The sequence below is a fragment of the Candidatus Accumulibacter vicinus genome (assembly GCF_000584955.1).
Lineage (GTDB): Bacteria > Pseudomonadota > Gammaproteobacteria > Burkholderiales > Rhodocyclaceae > Accumulibacter > Accumulibacter vicinus.
This window is the reverse complement of record NZ_JDSS02000019.1, coordinates 61945-76424: the sequence shown is the minus strand read 5'-3', so window position 1 is coordinate 76424 and position 14480 is coordinate 61945. Positions and strand designations below refer to the sequence as shown.

Genomic DNA, 14480 nt, shown 5'->3' with positions numbered 1-14480 from the left:
TGCAGCGCTGGCGGCGGTCGTGGCAGCGGGTTCCGCCGCCGGTGTCGCCGCTGGTGCGGCAACCACCGTGGGAGTTTCTGTGGCCGCTGCGGGTTTGTCTTCAGCCCAGGCCGGAGCACCGATGCTGACGGCGCCGAGCAGGGCGAGGATGGCGAATGTGCGTCTCATGATTGGCTCCTCACAGTGCTTCTTCACCGGTTTCACCGGTGCGAATGCGAATGACTTGTTCAATGGCCGAAATGAAGATTTTGCCGTCGCCGATCTTGCCGGTGCTGGCAGATTTCTCGATGGCTTCGATCACCTGCTCGAGAAGGCTGTCGCTGATCGCTGCTTCGACCTTGACCTTGGGCAAAAAGTCGACGACATATTCGGCGCCGCGGTACAGTTCGGTGTGGCCTTTCTGGCGCCCGAAGCCTTTGACTTCAGTGACGGTGATTCCCTGTACGCCGATCGCCGACAGCGCTTCTCGTACTTCGTCAAGCTTGAAGGGCTTGATGATGGCGGTTACCAGTTTCATGTTGCTCTCCTTATCAGGGGGCGCTGAAGAAGCCTCCCGGGTTTAAATATGGATGGTTCAAGGAAATACTGGCCAACCCGAAGCAGATTTCGTGCCATTGATTTTTATATCAATAAATCAAAATATTGTTTCCTTATGGTGAGGTTTGGCGAGTGATCCTGCACAGCGATAGCGCAGCTTCTGGGCGCTTTGCACCAAACTGGTGCGTCACCTGCCGTGTGCCCTGGCTGTGCTAAACTTAATGTTTCCTGCAACCACTTGCGCCGCTCGGTGACTACCATGCTCGACCCGAAATTCCTTGAAGATCTCGGCGCTCGTCTGAGCGCCCTCATTGCTGCCAGTCCAGCCGCCGACATCGAGAAAAATGCGCGTGCGCTGCTTTCCAGCGGACTGGCAAAGCTCGATCTGGTCAGTCGTGAGGAATTCGACATCCAGACACAGGTTCTTCAGCGCACACGGGAAAAACTGAAAGCCCTCGAAGAGCGCCTCGATCGCCTGGAGAATCGACCGGATCGGCCGGCCTGAGCGCGTTGCTGACGGGCAGTCGCTGTTCTCGGTCGTCGTCCGACTTATTCTGATCTTGCGCCGCGACTTTTACGGTCATGCCGCTCGCCATCGTCCATAGCCGCGGCCTCGACGGCCTGGCTGCTCTGGAGGTGGCGGTCGAGGTGCATCTGACGGCTGGTTTGCCAAACGTGACCGTGGTCGGACTGCCCGATACCGAAGTCAGGGAAGCGCGCGATCGGGTGCGGGCAGCCCTGCAGAACGCTGGTTTCGAATTTCCCCGCAAGCGCATCACGGTTAATCTCGCTCCGGCCGATCTGCCGAAGGAATCGGGCCGCTTCGACCTGCCGATTGCCCTCGGTATTCTCGCCGCTTCTGGCCAGATCCCGACCACCGCGCTGGCGGGTCATGAATTTGCAGGCGAACTTTCGCTCTCCGGCGAATTGCGGCCGATTCGCGGGGCGCTGGCGATGGTTCTGGCTGCCGGCGGCATGGGGCGCTGCTTCGTGCTCCCGGCCAGCAGTGCCCGCGAAGCGGCTCTGGCCAGCCAGGTGCCGGTGCTTGCCGCCAATACCCTGCTTGAGGTTTGCGCGCATCTGACCGGGCAGGCGGTGCTGGCCGCATGTCTTGTCGACGACACGGCACCGGATGATCAGTGCATCGACTATCCGGACCTCGCCGACGTACGTGGCCAGGTCCAGGCCAAGCGTGGGCTTGAAATCGCCGCGGCGGGCGAACATTCGCTTCTTCTAGCCGGTCCTCCAGGTACCGGCAAATCGATGCTCGCCAGCCGACTGCCCGGTTTGCTGCCGCCGATGACGCTGGCTGCCGCGCTCGAATCGGCTGCAGTGCTTTCGCTGGCCGGGCAATTTCGCCCTGAACTTTTTCGCCGTCATCCCTACCGTGCGCCACACCATACAGCTTCCACGGCGGCACTGGTTGGCGGCGGCAGCATCCCGCATCCCGGGGAGATCTCGCTGGCGCATCAGGGGGTACTCTTTCTCGACGAGCTTCCCGAGTTTGATCGGCGCGTGCTCGAAGCACTGCGCGAACCGCTTGACTCGGGGCGTATCCACATTTCGCGCGCTGCCCGGCAAGCCGAATTTCCAGCGCAGTTCCAGCTCGTCGCGGCGATGAATCCCTGTCCTTGCGGATACCACGGAGATCCGCGCGGCCGCTGCCGGTGCACGCCGGATCAGGTTCTGCGTTATCGCAGCAAACTCTCCGGTCCGCTGCTCGACCGCATCGATCTACAGATCGAGGTGCCAGCGTTACCCCCGGAAGTGCTGCAGCAGGCACCCGACGGAGAGGCGTCGGCGAGCGTACGTGCACGCGTCACAAAAGCCCGGGAAAGGCAGCTCCTGCGGCAGGGAAAAACCAATGCTCGCCTGCATGCCCGGGAAATCGACCGATTCTGCCAGCCCGTAGCGGCAGCGGCGGTGCTTCTGAAACAGGCGATCAGTCGCTTCGATCTTTCGGCACGCGCCTTCCACCGCCTGCTCAAGGTGGCTCGGACGATCGCCGATATCAAGGAAAGCGACACCATCGAGGCGCAGCATGTTGCTGAAGCCGTACAGTTCCGTCGCTTCGCGAAGGATTGACCCATGCCGAACTCACGTCCCCCGACCGCGCCGCGCAGCCTGGTCTGTCTGCTGGCCGCGCTGGCGGCGCTCGGCCCTTTCTCGATCGACACTTACCTGCCGTCTTTTCAAGACATCGGCACCTCGCTGGGGGCCACCCCGTTACAGGTTCAACAGACGTTGACCGCGTATCTGCTGCCTTTCGCGCTGATGACGCTGTGGCATGGCGCGATCTCCGATGCGCTGGGGCGTCGGCGGGTAATCCTGGTCTCCGTCGCGCTCTTTGCGCTGGCCTCGGCCGGTTGCATGCTCGCCACACGAATCGAACATCTCTGGTTGCTGCGCGCCTTGCAAGGGATGACTGCCGGTGCCGGTCTGGTCATCTGTCGGGCGATCGTCCGCGACCTCTACGAGGGGGCCTCAGCACAGCGGCTGATAGCGCAGATCACCATGATGTTCGCCCTGGCACCGGCGATTGCGCCGGTGCTCGGCGGCTGGCTGCAATCATGGTTTGGCTGGCGCTCGGTGTTCGCCTTTCTGGCGCTGAACAGTGTCGTCCTGTGGCTGAGCTGCTGGTTCCTGCTGCCCGAAACCCTGCCCCGTCACCAGCGCCAGTCCTTGCATGTCGGCTACCTCAGCCGCAGTTACTGGAAGGTGCTGACTTCCTCAGCCTTTCTGCTGACCTGTTCTGCACTGGCGTTCAATTTCGCCGCTTTCTTCATCTATGTATTGTCGGCGCCTGTTTTTCTGATGCGCCATCTGGGCGTTTCGGCAACCGGTTTCCTGTGGCTGTTCGGCCCGGCCATGACTGGTCTGATGATCGGTGCGTGGTCGTCAGACCGGCTGGCCGGCAAGCTTTCGCCGGCATGCACGATTGCCATCGGCTATCTGGTGATGAGCGCTGCTGCAGCGCTCAACCTCATCCTCAATCTGGTGATGCCACCGGCGTTACCCTGGAGTGTGTTGCCACTCTTTGGGTTCACTCTCGGCATGTCTCTGGCGATGCCCTGCCTGACCCTGCGGGCGCTTGACCTGTTCCCGGAACAACGGGGCCTGGCTGCTTCCTGCCAAACTTTCCTGCAATCCGGTTTCAACACGCTTGCCGCCGGTCTGATCGCACCGGCACTGTGGGAGTCTACGCTGACCTTGGCGTTCGGGATGGGCGGTTTGCTGCTGCTTGGCGCGTTTGCCGCCATGATCCAGCAGTGGCGAATGTCGCCCAAGCTCCAATTCGCCTGCTTGCCGTAAGTCGCGTGGGAAAATGGGGTCAGGCGCTGCGGAACGACGATGCCCGGCCTCCCGGAACCGGGGATATTTGCCATGCCTGGCCTGCACCTGCTCGCTGAACTCTACGATTGCCGCTGCGCCCCGAAATTGCTCGCTGACGCTGGCGCGTTGCGGGAACTCTGCCTGGCTGTTTGCGCCACGCCGGGGTTGACGCCTGTCGGACAGATCTTTCACCAATTCGGCAGCGCGCTGGAACCATCCGGCGCGACAGGTGTTGTGGTGCTCGCCGAGTCGCATCTTGCCGTACATACCTGGCCGGAAGTACACGCGGTCACCCTCGACCTGTATGTCTGCAATTTCAGCCAGAACAACAGCGCTGTCGCACGCCTCGCCTGCCAACGCCTGATCAGCGCCTTTGTGCCCGCGCGCGTGCTGCGGCGCGAGCTGGAGCGCGGCATTCCAGACCTGGCTGGGGTTCTGACAACGCCCGAAAATGATTAGTCGAAGTATCCAGGGGTATACTTGGAATCTTCGTTCAGAAAATGCAGGGAGGCTGTGTGGAATCGCTTCGCTTTACTCTTGAACACTCCGAGATCCCTACTCATTGGTACAACGTCGTCGCCGACCTGCCGAATCCGCCACTACCGCCATTGGGTTCCGACTGCAAACCGGTGTCCCCGGAGCAGATGGGGATGATCTTTCCGATGGCGATCCTCGAACAGGAAATGTCGACCGCGCGCTGGATCCCGATTCCGGATGCAGTGCGCGAAGTCTATCGCTTGTGGCGCCCGTCACCCTTGATTCGTGCGCGCCGGCTCGAAGAGGTGCTCGGGACACCGGCCAGAATTTACTACAAGCATGAAGGCGTTTCGCCGGCTGGTTCACATAAGCCCAACACCGCCGTACCGCAGGCGTATTACAACCAGCAGGCAGGCATCAAGCGCATCACGACCGAGACCGGCGCCGGGCAATGGGGTTGTTCAATGGCTTTTGCCGGTCAGATGTTTGGCCTTGAGGTGCGTGTCTACATGGTCAGCATCAGTTACCGGCAGAAGCCTTTCCGGCGTTCCATGATGCAGACCTGGGGTGCCGAGGTATTTGCCAGCCCCTCAAAGATGACCCAGACCGGTCGCGACCTATTGGAAAAGGCTCCGGAGAACCCGGGTTCGCTGGGCATTGCCATTTCCGAAGCCGTCGAGGAAGCGGCTTCCCGGGCCGACACCAGTTACACGCTCGGCTCGGTGCTCAATCACGTCGCGCTGCACCAGACGATCATTGGTCAGGAAACAAAGAGGCAGTTCGAGAAGGCTGGCGACTGGCCGGATGTCATCTTCGCTCCCTGCGGCGGCGGTTCGTCGTTTGCCGGCGTGGCTTTTCCATTCGTTGCGGACAATGCAGCCGGTGGGCGCAACGGCAGACCCACCCGGCTGGTGGCTGTCGAACCGAGTTCCTGCCCGACGCTGACCAAGGGCGTCTATGCCTACGACTTTGGCGATGCCTCGGGCTTTACGCCACTGATGAAGATGTACACGCTCGGGCATGATTTCATGCCGCCGGGCATTCACGCCGGTGGCCTGCGTTACCATGGCGATTCGCCGCTGGTTTCGCAGCTCTACCACGAGGGCCTGATCGAAGCGGTGGCTGTGTCGCAGTTGGCAACTTTCGAGGCCGGCGTGATTTTTGCCCGTGCCGAGGGGATCATTCCCGCGCCCGAGTCCAACCATGCGATCCGGGCAGCCATCGACGAGGCGCTGCGCTGCAAGCAGAGTGGCGAAGCGAAGGTGATCTTTTTCAACCTGACCGGTCATGGTCACTTCGACATGGCCGCCTATGACCGGTATTTCGCAGGTGAACTCGAGGATTTCGAGTACCCCGCTGCAGCCATTCATGCTTCGCTCGAACATCTACCGACAGTCGAATGATCGTCTCGATGCGGCTCGCCGTTTTTCTTCTGGTTCTTGCCAACCTGCTTTTTTTCGTCTGGGCGCGGGGCTATCTCGGCATGCCGGTCAATCCCGACGCGCGGCGCCTAGAGCAGCAACTGCTTGCCGATCGGATCAGGGTGGTTGCGCGTGGCGAGCCACCACGCACGGCGAGCAGGGGGGCGGAAACAGCATCCGAGAATCCGGTGGCGACAAGCTGTCAGTTGTGGAGTGATCTGAGCAGCGCCGAGGTTGACCAGATCGAACGACTGTTGAGCGAACAGTTTGCGGACTTCAAGGCGACGCGTCGCACGGTAGCAGAAAACAGTGGCTATTGGGTCTTCGTTCCGCCCTTGGCCAGCAAGGAGGAAGTCAGCAAGAAAACGGCCGAATTGCAGCAGTTGGGAATTCAGGATTTCTTCGTGGTGCAGGCCGCCGGTCCCAACCAGTTGGCGATTTCACTGGGCGCCTACCGTACCGAGGAAGCCGCCAGTGCAGGGCTTGCCACCCTGCAGGCGAAAGGGGTCAAATCTGCCCGAATGGCCGAGCGCAAGGGCCGACCACCGTTCAACACCCTTGAAATTCAGGGTCCTGAAGCACGCGCAGAAGCGTTGTATCAGGCGATCGTCACGCGCTTGCCGAAAGCCAGCCCGCTGGCCTGCAGAATCAAGGATGGGACTGCGCCATGAGCTTTATTGTCGGTTTGACCGGTGGCATCGGCAGCGGCAAGAGTACGGTCGCCGAACTCTTTGCCGAACGTGGCGCTGCCCTGGTTGATGCAGATGTGATTGCGCATGCACTGACTGCTCCGCAGGGCGCTGCGATGGCAGCGATTGCCGCCACGTTTGGCGACGGCGTGCTGCAAACGGACGGTGCGCTGGATCGCACCGCCATGCGCAACCTGGTCTTCTCCGATCGTTCTGCGAAGGCAAGACTCGAAGCGATCCTGCATCCGCTGATCCGGGAGCAGAGCAGAGCGCTCTGTGCAGCTGCCACGCAGCCCTACGTGCTGCTGGTCGTTCCCTTGCTGGTTGAAACGGGCGGTTATCGCGAGCGTACAGATCGGGTGCTGGTTGTTGACTGTGACGAGGCGGTGCAAATCGCTCGCGTCATGGCACGGAGCGGCCTTGCCGTCGAGGCCGTCAAGGCGATCATGGCGACTCAGATCTCGCGGCTTGAGCGGCGAGCAGTGGCCGATGATCTGGTGCAGAATGATGGCGAGTTCGACGCCTTGTTGCCGCAAGTCGAGGTTCTGCACCGGTACTATCTTGAGCTGGCACGGGCGAAAGCGCTTGCTGGCCGTTGAGGTTTTACTGCATATGCTTCAGAATTATCAAAAATTCCTGTTCCCCACGCTGGCGGCTGTGTGATCACATACGAATATCCTTTCAATGAACGCATCCGCACGCTGTTGCGCCTTGAGGATTTGTTCTACAAAACGAACGGTTTTCTGCAACGGGATGGCTCGCAGGAACATCATGTCGTCCTTCTGACCCTGTTCGAGATCCTCGATGTGGCTGGACGTGCCGACCTGAAAATGGATCTGATTCAGGAGCTCGAACGCCAGCGCCAGAGCCTGTTGAGCTATCGCAACAATCCGGACATCTCTGAAGACGCGCTTTCCGGCGCCCTCTACGAGATCGAGCAGGCATCGGCAGCGCTGCTCGGAATGACCGGCAAGATCGGCCAGCATCTTCGCGACAACGACTGGCTGATGAGCATCAAGAGTCGTGCCAGCATTCCCGGTGGCGTCTGTGAATTCGATCTGCCTTCCTACCATTACTGGCGGCATCAGGACCCCGGCGTACGACGTGACGCACTGGTCGCCTGGCTGCAGCCGATGCTGCCGCTACGTGACGCGCTGACCATCGTGCTGCGCCTGCTGCGCGCCAGTGGCCGTCCCGAGCACCACGTCGCCATCGGCGGCGCTTTCCAGTTGATGCTCGGCGGTAGCAGTTCCCAGATGGTGCGCATTTCACTCAAAATGCACGACCCTTACATTCCGGAAATCAGCGCCAACAAGTACGCACTGAACATTCGCTTCATTCGACCCGATAGTGACCATCGGCCGCGTCATTGCGATAACGACGTCGAGTTCGACATGTTATTCTGCAATCTCTGATCACCGCCCGACCGTGGGCTTGCAACGGTTGTGGCACTTGGGTCCGAAATCTGCAGGCCAGCCAGTTACACGAGCAGCAAGGACCGCTGAAATCCGGTACCATCCAGGAAGTCTCCAGGGCGCCACACAGCAATGGCCATCATCTCGCCTTACCGAAACAAACGCATCCTGATCATCGATGACGTGGCTGAAATGCGTAGCTCGATCCGCAGCCAGGTAAGCAGTCTGGGCGTCGAGCAGACCAGCGTTGCGGGGACCGTCCGGGATGCGCTCGAAATGCTCAAGACCAGCAATCGATTCGACATCATTCTCTGCGATTACTACCTCGGCGGCGCAACCGACGGTCAGCAGTTTCTCGAATATGTTCGCTCGCGCGGGATCATCAGCCGGGCGACACTGTTCCTGATGATCACCGCCGAACAGGGCTACACGTCGGTAATCACCGCAGCCGAATGTCTGCCGGACGACTATCTGCTGAAACCCTTCACCGCGGATTCCCTCAAATCACGGATCGACCGTTTGCTGGACAAGAAACAGCGACTGGCACAGATCGACAAGCTGCAGGACCAAAGCCGCTGGCAGGAGATTGTCGTGGCCTGCGACGAAATCATTGCCGCGAAGGACAAATTCCTGCTGGACGCCCTGCGCATCAAGGGCAACGCGCTGATCATGACGCAGCGTTTCGACGAAGCCATCGAGTTCTACCAGCGCGCCCTGCAGATGCGCTCGATGCCTTGGGCAAAACTGGGGCTGGCCAAGGCGTATCAGGGCAGTGGCCAGCTGGAACAGGCCAAGCATGCGCTCAACGAGCTGCTTGCCGAGACGCCACGTTTCCTGGCGGCCTACGATGCGTTGGGCTGCTTGCTCCGGGAATCCGGAGAGTCCGACAACGCGCTCCGGGTTCTCGACAAGGCCTGCGAGATGTCCCCCAATTCCCTGGCCCGTCATCGTGCGATTGCCGGGATTGCCGAAGAGACTGCAGATTTTGGTCGTGTCGAGAAAGCGCTACGCACTGTCGTTCAGAAGACGCGCAACTCGCCATTGCGCGACCTCAACGACTACGCCAATCTTGGCAATGCGCTGACCGAACTCGGCGACACCGAACAGGCGATTGCCCTGATCAGCGAAGCCAAGAGCAGCTTCCGGAATGCCGGCGACACGCCTTTGCTGGCCGCGGTGGAAGCGGTCGCGCAGCACAAGGCGGGTAACCCGGAACTGGCGCAGCAGGCGTTGGAACGGGTCATGCAAGGAGGGACCCAGGGCCTGTCGGAAGCGGTGAAGCTGGCTGTTGCCAAGGCCTGCCTGGTGCACGGCAGGCACAACGAGGCCGAGCAGATACTCAAGGAGGTGGTCCAGAACAATCCGGACCAGACCGTCCTGCATGCCAGCATTACCCAGATGATGAAAACCCACGGCAATGCCGAGCGTGCGGAAACGCTGATCAGCAACAGCAACGCCGAGATCATCCAGATCAATGATGAGGCCGTCCGGAAAGGACAGGCCGGCGATTTCAGAACCGCCGCGGCGATGCTCAGGGAGGCCGCGGAACGTTTGCCCGGCAATCCGCAGATTATCGCCAACGCCGCCTATGCGCTGTTCCTCGATGTCTATACCAATGGGGTTGACGCGGACAAGCTGCGCGATGCGCATCGCTACCACCAGATGCTGCTGGCCAAGAACCAGCGTCATCCCCGGCTGGGTCCAATTGCCGCCCTGGTGGCGAAGATTCAGCGCAAGTTCAAGCTGCCGGCCATCTCATGACGACCGCGACAGCGATTTCAGTTCCACCCATTCACCACCCAAGAACACTCATGAAATACTGGTCATGCCTGCTCGCCACTTTCGTTGGCGCGCTGCTGTCGACCGCTGCCCTGGCCGCTGAGCCACCGCTCAAGTTCGGCGTCGGCCTCTTCCAGCCGAACCGGGACAAGAACGACGCCACCTACCGTCCGCTCGCTGACTACCTCGCGGCTAGACTCAATCGGCCGGTCGCACTGCGCACCGTCGATAGCTGGGAAGGACTGGCCAAATCGCTTGCCAACGGTGAAACCGACATCGCCCTGATGGGGCCGTGGGGCTACGTGCTCGCCAACAACGAAGCGGGCGCGCAGGCAGTAGCCAGCATCCTTTACGACGACAAGCCCGAATATCATGCGATCATTGTCACCCATCCCGATTCGGGAATCCGGACGGTTGCCGATCTCAAGGGCAGGACCTTCGCCTTCGGTGACAAGGGCTCCACTTCGGGCTACCTGATCCCGCTGCACTTCTTCATGACCCAGGGCATCAACCCCGACAGCTATTTTGCCAAGGTGCTGCATGCCCCGCACCAGGCGATTGAAACGCAGGTGACACAAGGCGTCCTGGATGCCGGTGCCGACTACAACCGCAACCGCACGGCGATGATCGAACAGGGGCTGATCCGAGCCGATCAGTCGAAGATCGTCTGGCAATCGGCGCCGCTGCCGAACGACGCTGTGGCCGTCAGCCGGGCACTGTTCGCCGACCAGGCGCTGATTGCCCGTCTGCAGGCAGCGTTGCTCGACGTCGGCCAGGCCCTGAAAACACAGCCCGGGCTGTTGCCACCCCATTACACCGGCTTTGTGATCCGCGACAACGGTTTCTACAAGCCGATCCGCGATGCCGGTCTGGCCACCGGCAAACTGCGGCCAAAGTGACGCGCCTCTGGCGCGCGTGCCTTGCCGGGCGCCGGGCGAAGCGCTGCAGCGGTCGTTCTGCTTTTCTCGCGCTGACCCTGATCTACTTCCTGCTGGTCGCGGCCTGTCTTGGCTCGCTGGCCAGAGAAGGGGAGTTATCGCTGGGGCGCAACCCGCTTCGAAACCTGTTGAAGACAGCGGTAGAATTCGCCCGCCCAAGTTTCATCGATGTCTGGTGGGGGAACCCGGAATTCGCGTATCGCAGCGATGACGGCACGCTGCTGCGTGTCGAAAACCGCCGCGCAGTCGAGCTGGACTACCTTGCCGGACTCGTCGGCGCCACTTGGACGACAATTCGCATTGCCACCCTGGGATCATTGCTCGGCGCCGTGCTGGCCTTGCCGTTGGCGGCATTGACGGCGCGCAACCTGGCGGCGCCGCGACCACTTGCCTGGCTCGCAAAAGCGACTCTCGACGTCGCACGTTCGATTCACACTCTGGTTTTTGGTCTGGTGTTGGTCGGGATCGTCGGCCTCGGGCCGACTGCCGGCATCCTGGCCATCGCTCTGCACAGCATGGGCAGTTATGGAAAACTCTTCGCCGAGTCGATCGAGACGCTCGACATCGCCTCGATCGATGCGGTGCGCAGCGTCGGTGCCGGGCCGGTACAGGTGTTCTTCAATGCCATCTGGCCTGCCGTCCTTCCCCAGTTCGTATCCAGCCACCTTTATCTCTGGGAGTTCAATATCCGTGATTCGACAATTCTTGGCATCATCGGCGCCGGGGGCCTGGGCCTGCTGATCACCGAAGCCATCTCGCTCTTTCAGTGGGGACGACTGGCAACCGTGCTGATCGTGGTCGTGCTCCTGGTCGCCTCATTCGACGCCATCAGCCGGCGCATTCGTCTGGCTCTGCTGTGAGCACTGCCGCGTCTTCTGCCGCCATCTCCCTGCAAGCCGTGGCTTGTGTTGCGGATGGCCGCACCTTGCTCGATATCGACGAACTCAGTATCACCGAGGGCGAGCGCATCGCCATCGTCGGCCACAATGGGGCCGGCAAGTCGACCCTGCTGAGACTGCTGAGCGGCTTCATGCGACCCGCGCATGGCACGCTGGAGGTGCTTGGCCACGCACTGGCAGGACCCATGCCCGCCACCGAATTGCGCGCGCTGCGCCAGAAAGTGGGACAGGTATTGCAGGGCCTGCATCTGGTTGCTCGGCTGTCGGCACTGGAAAACGTGCTGATCGGCGGTCTCGGCCGCGTGCGCGGCTGGCGCGGCTGGACGCGTTGCTATCCGGCACACGAAACAGAGCAGGCGGCACAGGCCTTGCAAGCGGTCGCTCTCCTGGATCGCGCGCATACCCGTACAGACCGGCTGTCGGGCGGCGAGAAGCAGAAGGTGGCGATCGCTCGTCTCCTGATGCAGCGGCCGCGCCTGATTCTTGCCGACGAGCCAACCGCCGCACTCGATCCCTCGGCCGCCGCCGAGGTATGCCAGTTGTTGGTCCAGGCTGCTCGACAGGCGACGCTGGTCAGCGTCGTCCATAACCCTGTGCTGCTGCCCTTGCTGGCCGAACGGGTGATCGGCCTCAGGCAGGGGCGGATTGCCTTCGACCTGCCGCTTACCGACCTCGACCACCAGGAACTGGCCAATTTCTATCGGCAGTAGTGGTCGTTTATGCTGACTACCGTCCAGGGACGCGGAGAAGCACGCTTGTTTGCATACAGACGGCTACTGTTCATCCTCGTGAGGGGCAAGATTGCGCTGCATCAGTACAAAGAACCGGTCGTAGAATGGCCCGGCAGGGATCGTTTCGCTCGCCACCTTGACCAGCGAATCTTCGCTCGGTGTCAGCGGAATCGAGACCGAGCCGATTGCGCTGACACCGACAGTCGCCGAGTTCGGGTTCTTCTTGAGCACGTAGCGGTCCTGAATGGCGTTCACATACACTGTCGAGAGCTTGCCGAGACGGCCTTCCGGGGCGCAGACGACATTGAACACGATCTGTACATGCACCTCGCTGTCGGGCTGGAAATGCTTGCTGGCACTGATGAAATCAGGCTTCACCGTGGTCGGCAGGTAGCCCTGGCTGAGCAGCGTCCGGCGCGCAGCCTCACAGGTCGCTTCGGCGCTGGCGTCGAACAGCCGCGAGAAGGTCTCGTTGGCGTCAAAACCTTCGTTCTGATAGACCGCGATCTTGCCCGACGTACTGCCACAACCGGACAGCAGACCGGTCAGAAGCAGCAATATTCCAGCAATGACCCGAGTCAATGCGCCTCATCCCAGTTCATGCCGACGCCGACATCGACGACCAGCGGCACGCGTAGCACCGCCCATTCAGTCATCAGGCGTGGCAGTTGGGAGCGGACTTGGGGCAACTCGGCTTCCGGGACTTCGAGGACGAGTTCGTCATGCACCTGCAGCAGTAGCCGCGTCTGCAGGCGCTCGGTGTCGAGCCAGCGCTGCACGACGATCATCGCTGATTTGATCAGGTCGGCAGCCGATCCCTGCATCGGCGCGTTGATCGCTGCGCGTTCGGCGCCCTGGCGGCGTGCGGGCAGGCTGGAATGGATTTCGGAAAGCCACAGGCGACGCCCGAAAACGGTTTCGACATAACCTTGGGCTTTGGCCGTCGCACGCGTTTTCTCCATGTAGGCGGCGACGCCAGGATAGCGCGCGAAATAGCGCTCGATGTACGTTTGCGCGGCGCCGCGCGTCAGGTCGAGCTGGCGGGCGAGGCCGAAAGCACTCATGCCGTAGATCAGCCCGAAGTTGATGACCTTGGCGACACGACGCTGATCGGGGCCGACGTCGCCCGGCGTGACGCCAAAAATCTCGGCGGCGGTGGCGCGATGTACGTCTTCACCCTGGGAAAAGGCTTCGAGCAGACGCGCATCTTCCGAGAGGTGCGCCATGATTCGCAGCTCGACCTGTGAATAGTCGGCCGAGACGATGCGGCTGCCCGGCGGCGCGATGAACGCCGCACGAATGCGCCGTCCTTCAGCGGTACGCACCGGGATGTTCTGCAGGTTGGGTTCGCTCGAAGCCAGCCGGCCGGTCACTGCGACCGCCTGCGCGTAGCTGGTGTGCACACGGCCGCTGCTGGCATTGACCATTTTCGGCAGCTTGTCGGTATAGGTGCCCTTGAGTTTTGCGAGCTGTCGCGATTCGAGCAGGATCTTGGGCAACGGGTAGTCGAGCGCAAGTTCGGAGAGCACCTCCTCGTCGGTCGACGGCGTTCCCGAAGCGGTCTTCCTTTTCACGGGCAGGCCAAGCTTGTCGAACAGGATCTCGGCCAGTTGTTTGGGGGAGTTGAGGTTGAACGGCTGGCCGGCCGCCACGTGCGCCTTCGTTTCGAGTTCGAGCAGGCGTTTGCCGATTTCGTGGCTCTGCTGCTTGAGCAGTTCGGCATCGATCAGGACACCGGTCCGTTCCATGCGAAAGAGGATGTCGCGTACCGGTATTTCGATGTTTTGATAAACGTGCCGCAAACCGGCATCGGCGGCGATCTGCGGATACAGCCGTGCGTGCAGACGCAGGCAGAGGTCGGCGTCTTCAGCAGAATACTCGGAAGCCTGGTCAATCGCCACCTGGTCGAAGCCGATCTGCTTCGCGCCCTTGCCACAGAGCGCTTCGTAGGGGATCGTTGTGAGGCCGAGGTGACGGGTCGCGAGCTGGCCGAGGTCGTGGCCGCGAACACCGTCCTTGCCGGATTCGAGGACGTACGATTGCAGCAGTGTGTCATGTACCACACCGGCGAGATGAATGCCGTGGTTGGCCAGCACATGCTGATCGTACTTGAGGTGCTGGCCGATCTTCGCGTGTCGTGGTGATTCGAGCCAGGGCTTGAGACGCGCCAGCACTTCGTGGCAAGGCAGTTGCGCCGGCGCATCGGGGTAGTGGTGGGCGAGCGGCAGGTAGACCGCCTCGCCGGGAGCGAGATTGACGCT

Annotated in this window: 15 protein-coding genes; 12 read left to right on the top strand and 3 right to left on the bottom strand. The window is 61.4% G+C overall.

The features are described from left to right. Positions 1-178: 178 nt before the first annotated feature. Entirely contained in the window at positions 179-517 is a 339-nt protein-coding gene (gene glnK, locus CAPSK01_RS06760; protein WP_034924306.1) for a P-II family nitrogen regulator, read from the bottom strand. Between the two features lie 279 nt (positions 518-796). Here glnK and CAPSK01_RS06755 point away from each other — a divergent pair, with 279 nt between their 5' ends. The 12 genes from CAPSK01_RS06755 (at position 797) to CAPSK01_RS06700 (ending at position 12198) form a co-directional block, all read left to right on the top strand. Beyond that, a complete protein-coding gene (locus tag CAPSK01_RS06755) occupies positions 797-1042 on the top strand; it encodes an accessory factor UbiK family protein (RefSeq protein WP_034924303.1) in 246 nt (81 codons plus the stop codon). 77 nt (positions 1043-1119) lie between these two features. Then, positions 1120-2622, top strand: coding sequence for a YifB family Mg chelatase-like AAA ATPase (locus CAPSK01_RS06750; RefSeq protein ID WP_034924300.1), 1503 nt, complete (start codon positions 1120-1122; stop codon positions 2620-2622). Positions 2623-2625: 3 nt separating this feature from the next. Further along, positions 2626-3849, top strand: a complete 1224-nt coding sequence (locus tag CAPSK01_RS06745) for a multidrug effflux MFS transporter (RefSeq protein ID WP_034924297.1) — start codon at positions 2626-2628, stop codon at positions 3847-3849. Positions 3850-3921: 72 nt separating this feature from the next. Next, on the top strand, positions 3922-4329 hold the full coding sequence (gene speD, locus CAPSK01_RS06740) for an adenosylmethionine decarboxylase (RefSeq protein ID WP_034924867.1): 408 nt from the start codon (positions 3922-3924) through the stop codon (positions 4327-4329). 56 nt (positions 4330-4385) lie between these two features. Beyond that, entirely contained in the window at positions 4386-5750 is a 1365-nt protein-coding gene (locus CAPSK01_RS06735; protein ID WP_034924864.1) for a TrpB-like pyridoxal phosphate-dependent enzyme, read from the top strand. A gap of 8 nt (positions 5751-5758) precedes the next feature. Continuing rightward, positions 5759-6439 (top strand): SPOR domain-containing protein, encoded by a 681-nt coding sequence (locus CAPSK01_RS22105; RefSeq protein WP_273703223.1) that lies wholly within the window; start codon positions 5759-5761, stop codon positions 6437-6439. Next, complete coding sequence (gene coaE / locus CAPSK01_RS06725) at positions 6436-7056, top strand: dephospho-CoA kinase (RefSeq protein WP_034924294.1); 621 nt, start codon at positions 6436-6438, stop codon at positions 7054-7056. The genes CAPSK01_RS22105 and coaE overlap by 4 nt, the downstream gene beginning before the upstream one ends. Before the next feature lie 60 nt (positions 7057-7116). Continuing rightward, complete coding sequence (gene zapD, locus CAPSK01_RS06720; protein ID WP_034924291.1) at positions 7117-7872, top strand: cell division protein ZapD; 756 nt, start codon at positions 7117-7119, stop codon at positions 7870-7872. 132 nt (positions 7873-8004) lie between these two features. Continuing rightward, positions 8005-9633 (top strand): tetratricopeptide repeat protein, encoded by a 1629-nt coding sequence (locus tag CAPSK01_RS06715; RefSeq protein ID WP_034924288.1) that lies wholly within the window; start codon positions 8005-8007, stop codon positions 9631-9633. Positions 9634-9683: 50 nt separating this feature from the next. Continuing rightward, positions 9684-10550: a phosphate/phosphite/phosphonate ABC transporter substrate-binding protein gene (locus CAPSK01_RS06710; RefSeq protein WP_034924285.1), complete on the top strand. Its 867-nt coding sequence runs from the start codon at positions 9684-9686 to the stop codon at positions 10548-10550. Continuing rightward, the gene (gene phnE, locus CAPSK01_RS06705) at positions 10547-11449 is read left to right on the top strand and encodes a phosphonate ABC transporter, permease protein PhnE (RefSeq protein WP_273703222.1); all 903 of its coding nucleotides are present in this window, start codon (positions 10547-10549) and stop codon (positions 11447-11449) included. Before CAPSK01_RS06710 ends, phnE begins: the two co-directional genes overlap by 4 nt. Further along, positions 11446-12198, top strand: a complete 753-nt coding sequence (locus tag CAPSK01_RS06700; RefSeq protein WP_273703221.1) for an ATP-binding cassette domain-containing protein — start codon at positions 11446-11448, stop codon at positions 12196-12198. The genes phnE and CAPSK01_RS06700 overlap by 4 nt, the downstream gene beginning before the upstream one ends. Positions 12199-12261: 63 nt before the next feature. Here CAPSK01_RS06700 and CAPSK01_RS06695 read toward each other — a convergent pair whose 3' ends face one another. Next, the gene (locus CAPSK01_RS06695; protein ID WP_273703220.1) at positions 12262-12801 is read right to left on the bottom strand and encodes a DUF2242 domain-containing protein; all 540 of its coding nucleotides are present in this window, start codon (positions 12799-12801) and stop codon (positions 12262-12264) included. Beyond that, positions 12798-14480: DNA polymerase I (polA, locus tag CAPSK01_RS06690; protein WP_273703219.1), on the bottom strand; the 1683-nt coding region annotated here is incomplete at its 5' end. The genes polA and CAPSK01_RS06695, both read right to left, overlap by 4 nt.

What these genes read in the sequence shown, in the direction of transcription:
- speD (WP_034924867.1), top strand. Translation starts at nt 3,922, where the DNA reads ATGCCTGGCCTGCACCTGCTCGCTGAACTCTACGATTGCCGCTGCGCC.
- CAPSK01_RS06750 (WP_034924300.1), top strand. Translation starts at nt 1,120, where the DNA reads ATGCCGCTCGCCATCGTCCATAGCCGCGGCCTCGACGGCCTGGCTGCT.
- CAPSK01_RS22105 (WP_273703223.1), top strand. Translation starts at nt 5,759, where the DNA reads ATGCGGCTCGCCGTTTTTCTTCTGGTTCTTGCCAACCTGCTTTTTTTC.
- CAPSK01_RS06745 (WP_034924297.1), top strand. Translation starts at nt 2,626, where the DNA reads ATGCCGAACTCACGTCCCCCGACCGCGCCGCGCAGCCTGGTCTGTCTG.
- CAPSK01_RS06715 (WP_034924288.1), top strand. Translation starts at nt 8,005, where the DNA reads ATGGCCATCATCTCGCCTTACCGAAACAAACGCATCCTGATCATCGAT.
- CAPSK01_RS06710 (WP_034924285.1), top strand. Translation starts at nt 9,684, where the DNA reads ATGAAATACTGGTCATGCCTGCTCGCCACTTTCGTTGGCGCGCTGCTG.
- glnK (WP_034924306.1), bottom strand. Translation starts at nt 517, where the DNA reads ATGAAACTGGTAACCGCCATCATCAAGCCCTTCAAGCTTGACGAAGTA.
- coaE (WP_034924294.1), top strand. Translation starts at nt 6,436, where the DNA reads ATGAGCTTTATTGTCGGTTTGACCGGTGGCATCGGCAGCGGCAAGAGT.
- CAPSK01_RS06755 (WP_034924303.1), top strand. Translation starts at nt 797, where the DNA reads ATGCTCGACCCGAAATTCCTTGAAGATCTCGGCGCTCGTCTGAGCGCC.